We start from the raw sequence: 17,300 nt of genomic DNA on the forward strand, positions 1-17,300 counted from the left end.
TTGATAATTGATGCTAGGCATCTTTACTGACAAACCCCTATGATATACATGTTCATCGAACAAACTGCGCTGCGCGCCTCACCCCCTTTCTTGCGACTCTAGCTCTTCCCCTCGTGCTACGTGACATGCTTCAACGCCGCCATGAATTCCTTGAACCCGAGAATCCCGAGCGGGACGAGAATGTAGAGAATTGCGGTAAGCACGAGCGGCGCCATCGCCAGCGGACTCACCATCGACCGTTTCTTATTAAGGGTCGCATTCTGCGAAATCTCGCGAATCCGCATAACATGATCCCGCTCTGTCACAAGATCACTGAACGCTTCTGCGAGCGAAATTTGATGAATCGTCAGAATCAGCTTATCGACTAACCGTTTGAATCCTGGCAAAATCGCTTTGGCTTTTAACCGATTGAGTGCCAAGTCAGGATTCGAAGGATATTCATGATAAGCATCCAGAATCGCGTTCTTATGTACGCGGCTTTGCCGTTCCAGCCAGTACAATGTATCCAGCGTATCTGTCGATGTATTCATGAGAATCGAGATAATCGTCTGCAGCTGCAGCACATCTTCCTCACTCTCTGTCTTGAGCAGCCATGCCCTCCCCCGAAGCATCAATTCGGGAACCTTGTATGCGATCAGACCGACAAAGAATGCAATAACAACCATCCACCATTTGAAATAAGTATTGTAGTAACTCGTATATTTCTCTTGCAGACGCTTCACTTGTGCATCTTGGTCAAATGCCGGCAGCTTAGGCAATCTAGCCTTTACCAGTTCCTTCGTCCTACTCTCGCTTAACATGACTGGCTCCGCCAAATACTGCCGATCCATTTCTTCCCGAATCCGAATATCCTTTGCCGTCAACTGCTCACCGCCAACGAGAGAAACTTCACGTACGTTGTTATAGACGAATTCCTTCCCGAGATTAACGGCGAAGAACATGCAGACTATCGTGATGACGAACGCCAAGACCGAGTACAGAATCTTGCTCGCATACAGATGCTTCAAGTCCGTCATACTCAGCGCGCCTTTAATGACTCGGAGCTTCCTTGCCTTCTTGAACTGCTTCTTCGGCATAATGTCCCGAACGATCTTCGCGTACCACTCTTTCCGAAGAAGATATAGCACAATGCGATTACGATCATCCTTCTTCACGGAGACTGCGCTATTCACCTTCACGATCACCGTGTAACCAATAATCGAGGCGAGTAGAATGACTATACGGAAAATATAACCGAGCACACCATTGTAGATCACAGATGTACCAGGAATGATTGAACTGAAGAAGCTCTCGATAATACCGATTGCCGCAAGCGGGGCCACCGGCAAATATTCGAGCATTCCGAATCGTGCCTTCTGCAGCGAAATCCGGCGGATCTCCAAATTCACTTCATCCGACATCATCCCCATTGCTTGCAAGAAGTTAGAAGAACCATCGCGCAGCTTGGTATCACCGGAATTGTTCAAGATGTAACATACGCCTGCCAGCGTACATAACAGCTTGAACGGCGTCGTCTCATAGAATTCATCCAATCGTTTGCGCCCATTTACATCTGTAAGAATGGCATGAATCTCCTCGAACGCACGGTGAAGCTCTGAGCCTGTTTCCGTCTCCGCCACGGCTTCCGGAATCGAGTTCAGCCGCAAATAATTTTGCCGAAGCGAGGATAAAGACATCGAGAGCTGCTTCAAGAGCTTGAAATGCACGCTGTCAACCTGCTTGTCCACCAATACCGTATTCAGAATGATGGCATACATCACAACGAGCAGCGTAGAGAATAAATCCTTGAAGATCAAAGCTCCAGCAAGAACTAGTGCGATAGATGAGACAGTTGCAATAAGATATGAACGAACCGAATACACTTTAATCTCTTGGTTCGTGTAGACGGACAGCTCCGCGATCTTCGTCTTCACCTTCCTGTAGCTTCCACGTGTCAAGAAGAACTCGTCCAAGAACTTGCTTAACCGATAATAGGTAGATAACGATATGATTCCTTTCCGTTTCGGTGCGTTCAGCTTCCGCCGAGCCATGGAGCGTTTGCGATCCGAGACGATAATCATCGTGATACCGACAGTCGCAGTCAGGATAATCCCAATAAGTAGAAAGATCATAGTGACTATAACCTCCAATTATCGAGAATGAATTTCTTGAAATCCTTCACGTGATCTAACGGCATCACATCCAGCATCTTCTTCGTTAACTCCGTCGTGAACCAGTCATAAGTCTCGTAAGTGTTCGTATCCAAGTTGTACTTAAGAATATCCCTTGTCGTGAACGTCTTGCGATCCGTCTGTCGCGTATAATATTCCTTCGTAATTTCATTCATGGAATGTACCGGATCACCCTTATCGTAATCCGGATAAGGCACGCTCACGTCTAGTTTCACGATCTCAGAGATTCGCTCGATGTATCTTCGTCCATCCGTCGTATAATTCAGGTGAATATCCACGCGGATGACATCGATGACCTGTTGCTCTGCGGTAATCATATTTCCTGAGAATCCCCCAGCATTGACGAGAGAGTTCCGAATCGCATAGACCAATTGCTCAGCCAAGTTCGCATGATGCGAGAATATCGTAAAGATCGAGGCAACTTGTCCCATTTGGATCATTCGCGCCGCAATTGGATCCGTTGCAACCTCCCCGACAATCGAGACGGCAGCATCCGATTTCTTCAAAGCATCTTGCAATTCCGAAGCCGATACATACTCCGTCTCTTGAACGGATAGGATGTTCCGCTCCGGATACAATTCCCGAAGGTACATCTCGGGAGCCATCTCCAACACGCGGACAGTATACCTTGGATCGATATATTTGACTGCGGCGGTCATCATTACAGTCTTCCCGGCTCCCTGTCGCCCCGTGAACCCACAGGTCACTTGTCCCATCATGAGGTATTGCACCAATTGAATCGCGAGAAATGCTTTATTGACGTAGGGCTTATCAATCAATGCCGGCAAGGATGAATCGCTTAGCGTGAATTTACGAACGAAAACAGCCCAATACTCAGCAGCTGGCGGTCTTAATGCCAATACCCTGGACTTATCGTACATGGTATTAACAAGATATCCACGCTTCTCCGTTAGTGGGCCGGGGTTATTATAACGACATAAGAGTTGTACGATTCGTCTCAGTTCTTCTTCTGAGTTAAAGTTCAAGAATCTTAGATGAATGTACTTACCGTTAAAATATAACCAAACAGACCTAGGAGCCTTCATTATTTTCTTCTCTTTGTTCAGGAGTGCACTTAGAATGGAACCCGATGTACCACAGTTAAATCCGTTAATATTCATCTCGCGCAATGTATCGATAATGCCGAACCCTTTATATTTCTGATAAATGATAATGGACAAAATATCGAGCATGACGGGATATGTTAATTCGAAATTTTTCTCAGCGTAAATTTCATCGATATCTTCATTCGTTATCAAGTAGGATGCCTGCGACTTGTCTTCGATCTCGAAACGTTCACGATCCAGATTGTACTCCTGAATCATCTCGGATAAGGCATCCTTGCCGAACTGCTTCTTATAGAAGTACATCAAAATCTCGAACTTGATCCGGGGTTCCATATAGTTCGCATGGAAATCATAGACTTCCAGTACCTCTTCCTCTGTCTTCAAGGTATCAGAGATAATACTGCGAATCAGATCCTGTACAATCAGCTTCGCAGAATCAATCCCATAGACACAGTTGCGCATCGCATCTAGAATTCTTGCCCTCCGCTTATACATGGATTCGAATTCTTCATCTGCAAGACCCGAGAAATTCTCGTCTTTCACCAGATCGGCTAAGCTATATTTCACGATATCCAGCAATTTATCGAGCGTAAGTTTATCGGATAGTTCAACATCCGGCGTCTCACGCTTCGCCCGCAAATACAGAGCCCCGACCAAGACTAAAATACATAGCGAGGTAACGACGATGAGCACAGCATTTAAATCCATCCGTCTTCTCCTCCCTATTCCTGCGGCCAGGTTGTTCGACGACCTAAGTTCGCGAGTACCGTCATGACGCATTCTTTGAGATCATTGTTCAGTTCAACGACTCTCGGATCTTTCGCTAGAATGTAGGGGAGGATCGTCTGCAGCTTCCCCATGTTGCTCGTCCGGCGAATGAATGCGTTATAGCTGATCTTGGCGCAACGACGATGTCTTAAGCGCATGCGCTTCGTCGTATCTCGGAAAGCTTCGACGTAAGGATCATATTGGTTGAAGATGTAGATCAGGCCTTTATGATTCAGTTCCTTCATGACGCCTGCTGACTCCCAATCCTTCAGTCTGTCCCCTACATCCTTCGATTGGGTGAGTACCATGACGATTAAATCTGAATTCTCTAGAACAGACTTCGTAATCTCATCATAGATTTCCGTTACGACGTCCGTAATGATGATTTCGTGATTTAAGTTCTCCATGACGAACTTGAACAGTTTCGCATTATCTTCGTCCGAGATCGTCTCTGACGCTGTATCGATAATCTGCAAGTTCGGTACGCCAGGTACTTTCAGGCAATAGTCTTGAATCTCATCACCTGATATTGCACTGGCCTCCAACAGCTTAATGACTTGCGTAAGGTTGCGCGTCCTATCTTCAATTGCCTTCAATCCGAGGAAGCTGGAAATCGATTTATTATCGTTCCCCGCGTACGTTAAGCAAGTTGTCAACTGTTGCGTCTGAGCGATCGCTAACGCGAGCAGGACACTAACTGTCGTCCCGCCTTGCTTGCGGTCCGGCGTAATAACCGATATTCTCATTTATCCCACCTCCTTGTCAGCAGCTTGAATGCCGTTTTGCTCGTCATCTTGAGGCTCGGAGCAATCAGCTTCGCAAGTCCTTTGTTCAAGTCATTCGACGGCATCGGGGCAAGGATATGAAACGCTTCGAACTCTTCGACCCGCTTCCAGATCAGCGAGATCGGAGATACATTAATCGCCCCTTTCTCTCTTCTACCGTCGTAAGTCATCTTAATCGTGTGGTAATCGCCGATAAGATCTAGGATTGATTGTTCTTCCTCCCCTGGAGGATAGCTCTTCACGTATATCACGAGCGATAAATTCTCAGGGATCGTATCCTGCAGATCATAGATAATGTGTTCGAAATCATCTACCGTATAGCCAATCTCTTCGAAAATCTCGTCCGGCGATGCATCCGATACCGCAATCATGATATTCACCATATGCCCTTGCGATTCGCCATGCTCCAAGAGTCTCTTGTAATGCCGATGATTGCTGAACAACGCTACATCTCCCGTTGCTTGCAGCAATTTCATCAGAGCGTAGATGACAGGTCTTTTGTCTGTATGACCGTATACGCCGATTTGCATTACTCAACAACACCTTTCTCAATATTTAAAGTCGGCGCTTCCGTCGGAGCATTATTCGGAGTTGTATCTGAACTCGATGGAGTAGGCGTCGGAGCAGGCGTTGGGGCTGTTTCCGTTGCCGCTTCCGATCCGCCTGGATTCGCCAGTTCCTCCGCGTCTTTCCGAGCTTTCTCCTCGCTCTTCAATTGATTCGCTCCGCCGTCAACCTTCCCCTCAATCTCCTTGCGACCTGACGAGATATCTTGTCCCGCCTCTGGACTTACCCTCGAAATGCCGGCATCGATCATGCTCCGGGTGGAGTTATTCAGATCTGTGTTGATTTTAGATATAATGTTCGGATCCGCGACCATAATAGCTAGAATGTTCTTCGGCACTGCATAGTACTGAGTTGCTTCTTTCTGAATGCCCGGTTCCACGTACTTCGCCAAGTATAAGGATGATCCGTTCTTCTTCTGCAAGAAATAATCAATGAGAGAAGCTTGATACATATGAATTTCCTTCTCATCCATTTTGAATTTAATCGTCTTGTCATGAATCGCCTCAACTCGCTTATGTGTCAAGACAATGTAATCTTCGCCAAGCGGATACACGATTCGGAAATCAACGTAATCCCCAACTTTTAGTCCGATTGGCATGACATTTGCGACGACATCATATTCCCGCGTCGTATCATCGAGATTATCTTCCATTACCATGTCTTTACTAAGCACTGTACCTGGAGTAAGACCGATTCTGTAATACTTCCCGATAATCGACTCCGCATCGAGCACATAACTTTGATTCACGAGCGACTCCGGAAGCTGACGAAGTTCCAGGTCAGTCTCAGCGACTTCTTTACCTGGATATAAACCTTGCACACCATCTTTGATGGTCCAAATTCCTACCATAGGGCCCATTCTGTCAATCGTTGCTTGCAATGTAGCGATTTCTTGGTTGTACGATGCGGTAAGTTTTTCTTGCTTCGGCCCCCAAATCAGGAAATATTGCCCCACATTCGTCCCAATAAAGACAATCGCGATACCCGCAACGATCGTAATGGTCCGCCAATTCCACTCAATATTCATGGACTCTGTTCCCCCGCTGATAAGTCATTTTGTATAAATCGATCTACTTTACGAAAGCTTTGGAATCCGGAAGTTCCCGCTTGACGTCATCGAATACCTTCATCATGCGTTCAAGAATAATTACTCTGGCCATCCGCCCATTCTTTCTTAAATACATATCCATAGAACGATGATCATTGTAGCTTCCTATGAGCTCCCAACCGTCATACAACAACGTGTCAATATATTTCGAGCTCTGTTCAATTGTCGCTGTATATGTATAAGGAATCGACCTCTCCATTCCAATCTGGAGACTTACCGGGTCTATCACCATCTGATTCGCTAAATAAGTGAAATTATTAATCGCAGTAGTTCCCTTTACTCTATGCATAGCCGGGAATACTTCCCCAGTTGCTTTTCTTAGTGGTTCAATCGATTGTTTGACCAAATCCTCCATATAGACGGTATCCCCCATCACATAACTCACGAAGTGCTCTTGGGCCGTCATCGCTTCCTTTACGATCATCTTGGAAGTAACTTGATCTTCACTAGCCGTCACTTGCTGGGATTCCCACACATAAATAAATAAAAATACAAGCGATAGTGAGCAGCTTAACATGGCTATCGCTGCTTTCTTATTCAAACTGTTTCACCGCTTCCCCGTTATAAGTCAGTTTCACGTTGCCAGCTTCGTCCGTGCTTAATACAATTCCGAGCTTGCGCAAGTTCTGAACCGCCTCTTGCAAGGTTTCATCCATCTGAATGTTGAAATTCATCTTGCCATAGAACACTTCCAGAACATCACCCTTCTTCTTAAAACCCACATCCTCGACGCTCTCTACGCCAATGTCATTTGTAACATCATGAACGAGACCGTCTCTGCCAACATAATTCTTCACGATACTTAATAGAGCAGGATCCAAGCCTTTCTGTTGCTGGCTCATCCATAGGAATCCACCAATCAATAATGCAATGAATCCGATTGTGAACATCGCTGTTCTTAACAATTTATCACCACCCTATCCATTCATCGTTCATGTGATGACTAACGCTAATTCTTGATCAAGTTTCGCCAAAATGAACGGCGGGATCGACCAACTACTTGCTCCCGCGCTTGCATAATGACGACACTGACATTATCCATCGCATCTCGCTTGCAGGCAGATGCAACTAATTGATCGCTTATATCCTGCAATGAATCGTATTGAGATTGATGGCATTGAATAAGCTCGACCAATTCATCGTCACGAAATATGGAATAAAACCCATCAGTGCATAACAAAAACATGTCATCATGCCGGATATCTCCACAATCGCGATAGATTTCCAAATCTTGATTAATTCCTAGACAATGGGTCAATACATGACGCATAGGGTGACCATTCATCTCTGTACGCGCTAACCGACCGGCTGCAACCTCTTGTCCGACCCATGAATGATCCTTCGTCAATTGTTGTAGATGAAATAGGTGTTGATGCTTACTAAGCATCCCTTGAGATGATAATTGATAGATTCTTGAATCGCCGGTATGATACACATAAAAACGAGACCGGTGTACAATCAAAACAGATAAAGTTGTTCCAGGTAACTTGCATTGCGTCGTTCTAACGCGACATAAGGATGCGTTAATTTGCGCGAATAACACTGCGATCTCCTCGTCGAATGCGCTTCGTGGGTTCGGAGCCTGAATCAATGCAGTGTAACGCAAGTCCCACCATAACCTCACTTGTTCTATGGCAAATTGACTCGCGTAATCCCCAGCACCGTACCCACCCATGCCATCTGCAATGACGGCCAGCACATCTTGATCACCTTCTTGGTTTCGCTCAATCCTCAGAAAACAGCGATCTTCATTAACCCTTTTATTGGGACCTTCATCTGTCGATAATCCGTACGCCCAGTCATGTCTTTTCAATCGCGCTACTCCGTTCTGAACACAAATTCCGTCGTGATGATCTTAATAACATCCCCATCTCGCAATACATAAGGTTGATTAGCCGTCATCGCTTCCCCGTTCAACACGCTTCCGTTCTTTGAATTCAGATCAATTGCATACCAATCGTTCTCTTCGCGCTTGATTTCAAGATGAACGCGCGATACTCCGGCAAGATCTTCAACATGTTGAACGGCAGTTCCATCCCGTCCAATTCGATAAGATGACATATGAATCACTTGCTGCATCACATGATCGCCTTTTCGAACTTCAAGAATCGGAGGTTTTTGACCATGCAATGGTGACATGCCTTGATCCAGCAACACCGTTTCTTGCGATGTATCTGCTCTAAGCAACGTTGTCTGCATCGATAAGTTCTGGTAATATTGCGGATCGATTGAATCCGGTTGCACCTTTCCTTCTTGAATATTTATTTTCTTCTCGAATTGGATCTGTTTGGGTTCCACATCCTCTGAATGGACAACTACGTTCTTGCCCTTCTTGGATACCTTCTTGCTAGGACGAGGCTGCTTCGAATTGATGCTCTCTCCTTGACCTTGAACCTTAGCACCGAACCATAAATGCCGAAACTTAACGAAGATATAGGCCGCATCGAACGTAAGCAGCGATAAGCCTAGGCAGATTAACATCATGCCTTCACGAGAATCATCCAAATACAATTTCAATAATATGGCATTCGTTAGAACCAGCAATAATATGAGAACGATCTTCCCCCGTTGTTGCAACGGTTCGTATGCTCGAACTTCTAGCAATGAACCCACCTCTTCTTGATTCATCGACTTAGACTTTGTTTGTGCTGCCGGCATTTCGCGAGCCGGAAGAGTCGTTCTCTTCACGCGAGCCTCCTCTTGTGTTGCAGCAAATTCACGCTCTGCGCTAGGATACGCGTTAACACCTTGACTCGGTACCGGACTAGACTGACGAACTGGGCTGCTGTAGGCTTCCTCATGAATCTCTTGAATATTATTCTTCAATAATTTCTTCAGATCGCTTATACGAAAGGCTTCAGATCGACAATAGTTCAGAATTCGTTGGAATCCTTCACCCTTCACTTCTCTTACATAGCCGATCAAGCTCATGGCTAAATCACGAATCTCTTCGGCAACCGTGCGTTTATTCGCTAATTCTTTCACAGGAAGATAGCAGAGATGCACATCTTGAATACTTGTTCCGATATAAATAAAATTCTCATGCAGAACATAATTCTGCTCCAGCAGCATGTAAGTCTTGTTATCTTCTAGCGCAGATACGATTTGGAAGAGCAATTCATAGTATTCGAGCAAGCGAATGGAAGAAGACGACAACACTTGTAGAAGTGGACGTTTAGAAGCAACATCATAGCGTAGCTGCGCAGATAAATTGAATTCTTCTATGCTCACGGGCAATAATTTCGGTATCGAATTCGATTGAAGCATTTGGACTTGAAGGTTCATAAGCGCCGAGCCACTCAATTGACCATCGTGACCGAACACAAGGACATTTCCTTGATCTTGCAACAACTCATATGTAATTCCATAAATCTGTTGATTCATGTGCAAGTTTCTACTCCCTTTTATCTTTTATTGAATGAAATAGTAACAAGTCGTTATTGCCGCTGGTAGAACCGCATACATGAATGGAAACCTCATGTTGTCTTCTTTAGCAATTTGCTGCACGGATTCTTTGCTGCGAAGCACAATCACACCGAGAAAATACTTCATTATTCGGCTGATTCGCTTCATAAATTCACGTCGGAACAGCAAAATGAACACGCCAATTAAGCCTGCATACAAAATGGCGTACATCATGCAGTACAACACATATTCAACGCCTGTAAGTGCACCGATCGCCGCGAATAACTTCACGTCTCCCGCTTCCATCGCTTTCAAGAAATATAAAATCAGTAGAATTGCGAATCCTATCACAGCCGCTAGGCATGCGTGCAGGAAACCGGTAACCCCTCCTTGATATCCGTGGTATGCCAAGCCGACTCCAGCACCGGCAACATTTAACACATTCGGAATTTTGCTATACCTTACATCCGTATAGAACGCAATCAGTATAAATACACCTAACAAATAGAACTCTATGGGCACGACTTAACGCCTCTCTTCGCTGTAGGACTAACTCGTACCAGACCATACCCGTTCCACAGCCTTCGATCTAATCTTAAAATCGTAAGATATAAATGGAACAATGAGGTGGACCGTATACTCGACATTAACGCCGAATTTAGGATGCTTATCCGTGAGATTCGGTAGTGTTAATTTAGTGATATTCAGATTTTTCTTATCGATAAGTCGCTCATCTACAAAACTCATAACGAATGGCCTTACCGCATTATTAACTGCACTATTGATGCGATCCTTCACTTGCTGCTCAACCCGCTTCGTATATTCTTCTAATGATTCGCTAGCCTCTTTAATCGGAGGAATTGCATCCTTCTTAACTTCTTCCTTCAATTCCTTCGTGGCAGCCGACAATATATGATCTTTCACGAAATCCGTCATAACTTGACTGATCATCGGGTCTAGCCCCTGTTGTTCCAGTTGCTGCTGTAATCCATTAACAATCGGATCCGTCACGAGACCATCAATCTTCGAATCAATAAATCCGCCAGCTTTCTCAACGCGTTTATCTGAACTCGTCGCCAGTTCATACACCTGCTGAACAGCTTCGCCAAGCGGAGACCCCTGAAATGCATTAAACGCGTAAGATATGGGATAAATATGTGTCGCAGCTTGCTTTGTCATTTCCGTCGTCGCATTTTGAAGTGCCATTTGCGTAATCGTAAGACGAATAATAGCGATCAACAAAATAACAAAAGCAAGAAATAAAGGGAGCACCATCGCCGCTTCCAACGTGATGCTACCGTTTTCATTTTTGCGGAACCACTTCATGCTCTCTCCTTTTCAGCCTTTATCCGATAACATTTATTTTTTCTTCTTAAGAATCGACATGATCGTCGTTTTGGAAGTCGTCACCATCTTCTTGCCTGCATACAATGCGAAATCCACACTTCGAATGAATTCGGCCGGCTCGGAAATGTATGAGCTCGCTTCCGCTTCAATCCTATCCTGCCTGAACAGTACCTTAATGAATTCGGGCATGCGCAGCGGATTCTCTAGGCGAACTGTTACAGTCCGTTTGTAGAAATCATTCTCGTACTGGATCGATCCAGTCACACCTGGAGGCAGTGTGCTCACGGCACGCTGCAGCTTGTAAGTAACCAAATCCCCGCCCCTAGCAGGCTGTGAACGATCCGTTCCTGTCACAGTCAGAATCTTTGGCGAGCCAACTCGCGAGAACTGAAAAGTCAGCACATCGAGCAGATTAAAATCGCTGAACCGCCAATACAATCCATCGTTCTGCTTCTGTTGCTGTGTACCTGCATCCTTCTCGTATGGATCATACGCTCCTGACAGTCCATCCTTGTAGGTGTTATCCCAAGTCCATGCAGCATTCTTGGCTGTACGGTCTGCGAGATAGTGCAGGGACGACTTCTGATAGACATATAGACTTAAGAAAATCAGTAAGATTGTTACAAGGAATATGATCGGAAAAACGAGGGAAGCTTCAATCGTGAAACTTCCCTTTTGGTTCTTGAAGAACCGTCTAGATTGGTTGTGGATGTTCATTATCAAGGGTTTGTGGTGTTAAATTTTTCGTTAATTGTTGTGTCAGCATTACCAAGGAGAGCTTTCACCCACTTCACAATCATATCCTTGAATATCACTGCAATAATAACGATAACCGCAATAATCAAAATAATCTCCAGCGTCCCAATCCCTTCCTCGTTCTTCCAAAATCGCTTCAATCCTTCTGTAAATCGTTTCATAGTGACCCTCCAACATATAATTTATTTCATCATCATAATTGCGGGGGCAGCTACAACTACCATCACAACCATAAAGATAATGACCATCGGGAATACAAGCTTCGAAGAAGCCTCTTCGCCTAACGTACGTGAAATCGCCTTTCGCTTCTCCCACAAACTACGCGACAACTCTTGAAGCGCAATGACGAACTCCTCGCCACCGCGACGATAGTTCAATAGTACCGTCGTTGTGAATACGGATACTTCTTGGATCGAACAGCGCTTGCTGAAATCCTCCAACGCCTGCGCGAAAGAATAATTGTTGCGAAGCTGATTCGCAACCTCCTTAAGCTCCATATAGAGCGGGCTGCGATCCGGCTGTTTGGCTTGATCAACACAATGAAGAATCGCCTTCTGTACCGTCTCGCCCGCATTGACAAGTAGTGTTACCTTATTCAAGAACTCTGGAAGCTCAAGAAGAATCTCTTGCTTTCTCTTCTTTATCTTCGTATCCAAGTCTCGTACCATTAGCACAGGTGTGACAACGGCGAATAATAGACCCATAACTGCTAGAATCAATTCCCCTTCTGCTGCAATAGATAGTCCTAGAGCGAGCAACAGTACGATCATGATCAGTGATAGGAGCTGCGCCATGAATAGCTTCGTATGCTGCAGCCCCTTCTGCACCCCGTATAGCATAATTATTTTCTGATGTGCCCCATTCATTCGCGTATGTAACCGATCCATTAATCGAAACCGATCAATGATATACAAGGATGCCGGAGCCATGAACTCCAATTGGAATTTCCCCGTATATTCTGCTAGGAATGACTTATACCTCTGACCTGCTAACAGGAATGATGCTGCAATACATCCAACCTCTATCAACATTGCAATCCATAAAATTATCATGTATTCACACCTTGATCTTCATAATTCGCTGCGTTACCCAATAACAGGCTGCCAAGACGACCAAAGCAATCGTCATAATGAGATAACCCATTCCGCTGTGCATCGGAGCCATGTAATCGGGAGAACTAAAACTTAGGAACGCAACGATCATTACCGGTGCAATCGACAGCGCCTTAGATTCGAATCTCTTCTGAGCTACCATGACGGATATCTCTTGTTGAATCTCCAGCTTATCCCCGATAATATTGGATGTTCTGCGAATAATCTCTACAAGATCTCCACCCGTTCTTTTGCAACTGATGAAGACATCCGTGAAGTTCTCAATATCCTCCAACTGGGCTCGTTCACTAAAATCCATCAATGCCCGTTCGATCGGTTCACCGTTCTGGATACGATGCGTTATAATTTCAAACTCTCGTATTATATAGGTCGTAGGATCCGGATATAATAAGCGCAAATCTTTAATTGTCTCCTCAAATCCGTTCTCGACGGATCTTCCCACGCTTAGTGATGATGACAATGAATAAAGCGCTTGCTTAAACTGTAAATTCAGTTCATTTTTTCGCTTCTCTAGTAACTTTTTACGTTTGAACTTCGGATTAACAAAACCAAAACATCCCGTTACGCCTGCTAAAATGAGGTTGTTATAAAACAAATATCCTAGAGCGAAGAACAATAGATATCCAATTACTATAGCTTCAGTCCGTTCCCTCGCGGATAACGTATACTCTGAATAATGAATAAGTGCTTCATTGCGAGCTTTGTGCGACTCTTGTTGGGTTCTCGCTTTGTTCTTCTCTACATGATCATTTATATCCTTAGACTCTTCATTGCTTAATAGATCATTGGCTGATTTACGCTTCCTTCGATCCAAAATCAGATATACAAGCCAGATAATTACTCCAACGCCGCAAGCGATTAGAATAATGTTCATTATTCCCCTCCTCATTCACCGATTTTTCACATCTGAATACCAGACATTTTAAGCTTGAATATGTTCTTCAGCGGGTTTCCTGTCGGTTTTAACCCCCCAATAATTTTGCCCTCTGGTGTCTCTCCTTCTTCTTCGAACACGTACAGCGGATTTAGCTGCACCTCACCCTGATCTACACCAACAATTTCACTAATTTCTACAACCTTGCGGGACTTATCTCTCAATCTCGACAAATGAACCATAATATCGATCGCCGAACTAATCTGCTTGCGAATAACTTCAACAGGCAACTGAACACCGCTAAGCACCATTGTTTCTAGCCGGCTCAACATATCATAAGTATTGTTTGCATGTCCCGTTGATAATGATCCATCATGACCCGTATTCATAGCTTGAAGCATCTCCAACGCTTCCGGTCCGCGTACTTCCCCGACGACGATTCGATTCGGGCGCATCCGCAATGAAGATTTAATCAAATCTCGCATCGTAATTTCGCCCTTGCCTTCCGTGTTGGCATTCCGCACTTCCATACTTACTAGGTTCGGAACGCTCTGAATTTGAAGTTCTGCGGAATCCTCCACGGTAATGATTCTTTCATCAGCCGGGATATAATTCGATAATGCATTCAAAAAAGTCGTCTTCCCTGACCCCGTTCCTCCGCCGATGAAGATGTTATATTTCGCAACAACGAGATTCTTCAAAAAAGTAGCTACTTCCTTTGTTAAAGCCCCTCGCTGAATGAGATCTTCAACCGTCATTGGCTTCTCCGGAAATTTCCGGATCGTTACGGTAGGTCCCTTTAATGCAATTGGTGGCAATACGACGTTAACCCGAGATCCATCTTTCAACCTAGCGTCGACAATAGGCGAAGCTTCGTTGACTACCCGATTCACTTTGCCGACAATGAGTTGAATGATATCTTCCAGCTTTTCTTGACTTTCGAACTTGCCAGAATATCGATGCACATGTCCTTCCCGCTCGATAAAAATCTCGTCATAATTATTGATCATAATCTCCGTAATACTCTTATCGTCGATTAGCGGTTGAAGCACATCTAGTCCCCGAAACGAGTTAAAAATGCGATTCACGCACTCTTTCTTCTCTCGAGCCGTTAAATACTGTTCTTGCGAATATTGAAATACCGATTCTTCAATAACTTGGAGCAATTCCTCATCAGAAGTCGAGCTGGACAAATCAAGTCTGCCCCGAACGTGCTCCTTAATGGCTAATACCGTTTCTTCCAATTTCACGCCCTATCACTTCCTTGGGCAAATAATGTGATCAATCGTAGAACCTCTGTATTAAATTCCTGCGATGCGAGCAGCGCTTCGCCACTCTTTACGTTCTTCCACTTTGGAATGTAAGGCAAATATCCTTCAATCCCTAGGTCTGTGAAATTTATCTCATTGCTGACCGTTCCCGTATATTTGTTCAGTATAAAGTGCATTCTGGAGAGAATATGCGAATACTTATTCGGATCACTAGCCTCCATATATGACAACCCGATTTCTGTCTTGTAGATACACTGTATATCGTCTAGCATGAAACAGAGAATATGGTGGCTGCATTCCAGAGCTCCCATTATTCTTTCGTGGAAGCTTGTCTCGCAGTCCAACACGACGTAATCGTAATCCATCGAATGAACAATAACTTCAATGAGGCTTATAACATCCTCGCGCGTTATATCTTCAATCTCGCTATGATTCGTAATCGGCTCTATATACACAAGTCCCGTTTCGATATCCGTTTTTTTATGCTGATTAACCTTTGCGATCACTTGTTTTTTATTAGATTTTACATAATACAATATTTCAGCAAAGCCATGTCCAGGCTTCGTATTGAACCATACCGGTAGTGAACTGATATCTTCTAAGTTGATATACATTACTTTCATGCCTGCAAGGGACAATTCCCTCGATAAATTCAGAGCAGCCGTTGTCTTCCCAGACCCACCGACCATCGAGTAAAACGAGATGACTTTCGCATTTCCATTACCGGCGCTTTGCTCTGCGATCACTTCATGTTGTTCTAGATATAGTGTCGTAATTGTCGAAATTAATTGATGGATCGGTTGATATTTAAAAACGGAGGGATACGTTTCACTTTGTTTAGAAAACTGGCTGTTCGTAAGAAAGATTAACATTCCCCAGGATTCTCTTATCTCAGCCTCATCAATGAAGTCAGGCTCTACTAGAGTGATATGTGTCAACGAGGGTTTATTAAGATAGGAGATGAAATGTTCCTTATTTGAAAATGCTTTAAATGAAATTGATGAAACAAATTCAGATTGTCGAACATAACTCATTAACATTTCCAAATAATCTTGTTCCGAAGACCCTATGACTAAAGATAACTTTTCCATACCCATTCCTTTCACTATAACTTCGTTACTCCACCTGCGATCAGAATAATTCCCATTACTGCCATAATGATCGAAATCAACTTTTCTTTTCCTGGTTTCCCTGACATCTGCCTCTCCATTTCTTTAATTGAATTCATCACTTCACCCCTGACTACATCCCCTCTTTATTCAAGAATCGGGACAATGACATCATTGCTGGGTACTTGAAATCATGTCATCAGGCCTAATATTCCGTCCCCAAAACGTGAAAATAATACCAATGTACTAATTATAATGCCCATGGAAATAAAAGAGAATAGCGGAAACTGTCTAGTTTTGTCTTTTTTTGTATCTTGCTTTTTGGTCTCTATTATTTCTGTATCGATCATGAGATGGTACTCTATAATTTGAATTATTGTCCCTATTCTCATTAATCAGCTTTTTAATTACTTCATGGCGATTCAATTGGGGGAAACGTTAGTATTATTATTGTTACGGCCCTATTCTCTTTTATCGTTGCTGTGGATTTGGTTGTAGTGAATTATTGAAAATGCTTGTACAAATAAGGATTGCTGAGTACAAAAAATCATGTCTTCCGACCTAAAATTTCGTCACGAAACGAGGAAACAATACCAATGTATGAAGAGAAATACCTCAATAAAACAAAGAAAAATAAAGATAAATGTCAATTTTTGTCGTCTTTTAGAACTTACTTCTTGGTCGCCATTATTTCTGTATCGATCATGATAGCGATTCTAATGTTTGAAACGTTGCGTATTTTATCGTTATGGCCCTACAAAAATCGCAAACAAGCTCGATAATGTACGTGAACTGGTTCGCGATTGGATTTATTCCTATTTATTCGTTTCAATCCAAGAGATTAGTGGGAGATGCATGAAGGAATTATTGGTAAAGTACATGGAGAAATACACAGCCCTTACTGATGAGGAACAGCGGGCTGTTCTCGAAAATTTAGAGGAATATAAAAAAGGAACAGTG

The 17,300-nt window shown here is 43.9% G+C and carries 18 protein-coding genes; all 18 read right to left on the reverse strand.

Annotation, left to right across the window (positions count from 1 at the left end; all coding sequences use genetic code 11):
- Positions 1 to 116: 116 nt before the first annotated feature.
- On the reverse strand, positions 117 to 2,111 hold the full coding sequence (locus BBG47_RS20015; RefSeq protein WP_065293188.1) for a hypothetical protein: 1,995 nt from the start codon (positions 2,109 to 2,111) through the stop codon (positions 117 to 119).
- A gap of 5 nt (positions 2,112 to 2,116) precedes the next feature.
- The gene (locus tag BBG47_RS20020) at positions 2,117 to 3,946 is read right to left on the reverse strand and encodes a hypothetical protein (protein WP_065293189.1); all 1,830 of its coding nucleotides are present in this window, start codon (positions 3,944 to 3,946) and stop codon (positions 2,117 to 2,119) included.
- A gap of 14 nt (positions 3,947 to 3,960) precedes the next feature.
- A complete protein-coding gene (locus tag BBG47_RS20025; RefSeq protein WP_065293190.1) occupies positions 3,961 to 4,752 on the reverse strand; it encodes a CpaE/TadZ family protein in 792 nt (263 codons plus the stop codon).
- Positions 4,749 to 5,321 (reverse strand): hypothetical protein, encoded by a 573-nt coding sequence (locus tag BBG47_RS20030; protein WP_065293191.1) that lies wholly within the window; start codon positions 5,319 to 5,321, stop codon positions 4,749 to 4,751. Before BBG47_RS20030 ends, BBG47_RS20025 begins: the two co-directional genes overlap by 4 nt.
- The gene (locus tag BBG47_RS20035) at positions 5,321 to 6,385 is read right to left on the reverse strand and encodes an SAF domain-containing protein (protein WP_065293192.1); all 1,065 of its coding nucleotides are present in this window, start codon (positions 6,383 to 6,385) and stop codon (positions 5,321 to 5,323) included. The genes BBG47_RS20030 and BBG47_RS20035 overlap by 1 nt, the downstream gene beginning before the upstream one ends.
- Positions 6,386 to 6,428: 43 nt before the next feature.
- The gene (locus tag BBG47_RS20040; protein ID WP_065293193.1) at positions 6,429 to 7,007 is read right to left on the reverse strand and encodes a hypothetical protein; all 579 of its coding nucleotides are present in this window, start codon (positions 7,005 to 7,007) and stop codon (positions 6,429 to 6,431) included.
- Positions 7,000 to 7,371: a hypothetical protein gene (locus BBG47_RS20045; protein WP_065293194.1), complete on the reverse strand. Its 372-nt coding sequence runs from the start codon at positions 7,369 to 7,371 to the stop codon at positions 7,000 to 7,002. Before BBG47_RS20045 ends, BBG47_RS20040 begins: the two co-directional genes overlap by 8 nt.
- Before the next feature lie 44 nt (positions 7,372 to 7,415).
- A complete protein-coding gene (locus BBG47_RS20050; protein ID WP_065293195.1) occupies positions 7,416 to 8,279 on the reverse strand; it encodes a PP2C family protein-serine/threonine phosphatase in 864 nt (287 codons plus the stop codon).
- A gap of 5 nt (positions 8,280 to 8,284) precedes the next feature.
- The gene (locus tag BBG47_RS20055) at positions 8,285 to 9,850 is read right to left on the reverse strand and encodes a DUF6382 and FHA domain-containing protein (RefSeq protein WP_065293196.1); all 1,566 of its coding nucleotides are present in this window, start codon (positions 9,848 to 9,850) and stop codon (positions 8,285 to 8,287) included.
- Between the two features lie 27 nt (positions 9,851 to 9,877).
- Complete coding sequence (locus tag BBG47_RS20060) at positions 9,878 to 10,393, reverse strand: A24 family peptidase (RefSeq protein WP_065293197.1); 516 nt, start codon at positions 10,391 to 10,393, stop codon at positions 9,878 to 9,880.
- Between the two features lie 27 nt (positions 10,394 to 10,420).
- Positions 10,421 to 11,197, reverse strand: a complete 777-nt coding sequence (locus BBG47_RS20065; protein WP_065293198.1) for a TadE/TadG family type IV pilus assembly protein — start codon at positions 11,195 to 11,197, stop codon at positions 10,421 to 10,423.
- Between the two features lie 33 nt (positions 11,198 to 11,230).
- Positions 11,231 to 11,935 carry a TadE/TadG family type IV pilus assembly protein gene (locus BBG47_RS20070; protein ID WP_065293199.1) on the reverse strand — a complete coding sequence of 235 codons (705 nt, stop codon included), beginning with the start codon at positions 11,933 to 11,935 and terminating at the stop codon, positions 11,231 to 11,233.
- A 2-nt stretch (positions 11,936 to 11,937) separates the two neighbouring features.
- A complete protein-coding gene (locus tag BBG47_RS20075) occupies positions 11,938 to 12,135 on the reverse strand; it encodes a Flp1 family type IVb pilin (protein WP_065293200.1) in 198 nt (65 codons plus the stop codon).
- Positions 12,136 to 12,156: 21 nt separating this feature from the next.
- Positions 12,157 to 13,026: a type II secretion system F family protein gene (locus tag BBG47_RS20080; RefSeq protein WP_065293201.1), complete on the reverse strand. Its 870-nt coding sequence runs from the start codon at positions 13,024 to 13,026 to the stop codon at positions 12,157 to 12,159.
- A 4-nt stretch (positions 13,027 to 13,030) separates the two neighbouring features.
- Positions 13,031 to 13,960: a type II secretion system F family protein gene (locus tag BBG47_RS20085; protein ID WP_065293202.1), complete on the reverse strand. Its 930-nt coding sequence runs from the start codon at positions 13,958 to 13,960 to the stop codon at positions 13,031 to 13,033.
- Positions 13,961 to 13,986: 26 nt separating this feature from the next.
- Positions 13,987 to 15,210, reverse strand: a complete 1,224-nt coding sequence (locus BBG47_RS20090; protein ID WP_094183195.1) for a TadA family conjugal transfer-associated ATPase — start codon at positions 15,208 to 15,210, stop codon at positions 13,987 to 13,989.
- Positions 15,207 to 16,103 carry an AAA family ATPase gene (locus tag BBG47_RS20095; protein ID WP_175400591.1) on the reverse strand — a complete coding sequence of 299 codons (897 nt, stop codon included), beginning with the start codon at positions 16,101 to 16,103 and terminating at the stop codon, positions 15,207 to 15,209. The genes BBG47_RS20090 and BBG47_RS20095 overlap by 4 nt, the downstream gene beginning before the upstream one ends.
- 233 nt (positions 16,104 to 16,336) lie before the next feature.
- On the reverse strand, positions 16,337 to 16,459 hold the full coding sequence (locus BBG47_RS31110) for a hypothetical protein (RefSeq protein ID WP_302621962.1): 123 nt from the start codon (positions 16,457 to 16,459) through the stop codon (positions 16,337 to 16,339).
- Between the last annotated feature and the right edge of the window lie 841 nt (positions 16,460 to 17,300).

Origin of the sequence: Paenibacillus sp. KS1 (genome assembly GCF_001680695.1) — a bacterium.
Classification (GTDB): domain Bacteria; phylum Bacillota; class Bacilli; order Paenibacillales; family Paenibacillaceae; genus Paenibacillus_B; species Paenibacillus_B suaedae.

What these genes read in the sequence shown, in the direction of transcription:
- BBG47_RS20085 (WP_065293202.1), bottom strand. Translation starts at nt 13,960, where the DNA reads ATGAACATTATTCTAATCGCTTGCGGCGTTGGAGTAATTATCTGGCTT.
- BBG47_RS20070 (WP_065293199.1), bottom strand. Translation starts at nt 11,935, where the DNA reads ATGAACATCCACAACCAATCTAGACGGTTCTTCAAGAACCAAAAGGGA.
- BBG47_RS31110 (WP_302621962.1), bottom strand. Translation starts at nt 16,459, where the DNA reads ATGAATTCAATTAAAGAAATGGAGAGGCAGATGTCAGGGAAACCAGGA.
- BBG47_RS20065 (WP_065293198.1), bottom strand. Translation starts at nt 11,197, where the DNA reads ATGAAGTGGTTCCGCAAAAATGAAAACGGTAGCATCACGTTGGAAGCG.
- BBG47_RS20015 (WP_065293188.1), bottom strand. Translation starts at nt 2,111, where the DNA reads ATGATCTTTCTACTTATTGGGATTATCCTGACTGCGACTGTCGGTATC.
- BBG47_RS20030 (WP_065293191.1), bottom strand. Translation starts at nt 5,321, where the DNA reads ATGCAAATCGGCGTATACGGTCATACAGACAAAAGACCTGTCATCTAC.
- BBG47_RS20035 (WP_065293192.1), bottom strand. Translation starts at nt 6,385, where the DNA reads ATGAATATTGAGTGGAATTGGCGGACCATTACGATCGTTGCGGGTATC.
- BBG47_RS20075 (WP_065293200.1), bottom strand. Translation starts at nt 12,135, where the DNA reads ATGAAACGATTTACAGAAGGATTGAAGCGATTTTGGAAGAACGAGGAA.
- BBG47_RS20095 (WP_175400591.1), bottom strand. Translation starts at nt 16,103, where the DNA reads ATGTTAATCTTTCTTACGAACAGCCAGTTTTCTAAACAAAGTGAAACG.
- BBG47_RS20080 (WP_065293201.1), bottom strand. Translation starts at nt 13,026, where the DNA reads ATGATAATTTTATGGATTGCAATGTTGATAGAGGTTGGATGTATTGCA.
- BBG47_RS20020 (WP_065293189.1), bottom strand. Translation starts at nt 3,946, where the DNA reads ATGGATTTAAATGCTGTGCTCATCGTCGTTACCTCGCTATGTATTTTA.
- BBG47_RS20025 (WP_065293190.1), bottom strand. Translation starts at nt 4,752, where the DNA reads ATGAGAATATCGGTTATTACGCCGGACCGCAAGCAAGGCGGGACGACA.
- BBG47_RS20055 (WP_065293196.1), bottom strand. Translation starts at nt 9,850, where the DNA reads ATGAATCAACAGATTTATGGAATTACATATGAGTTGTTGCAAGATCAA.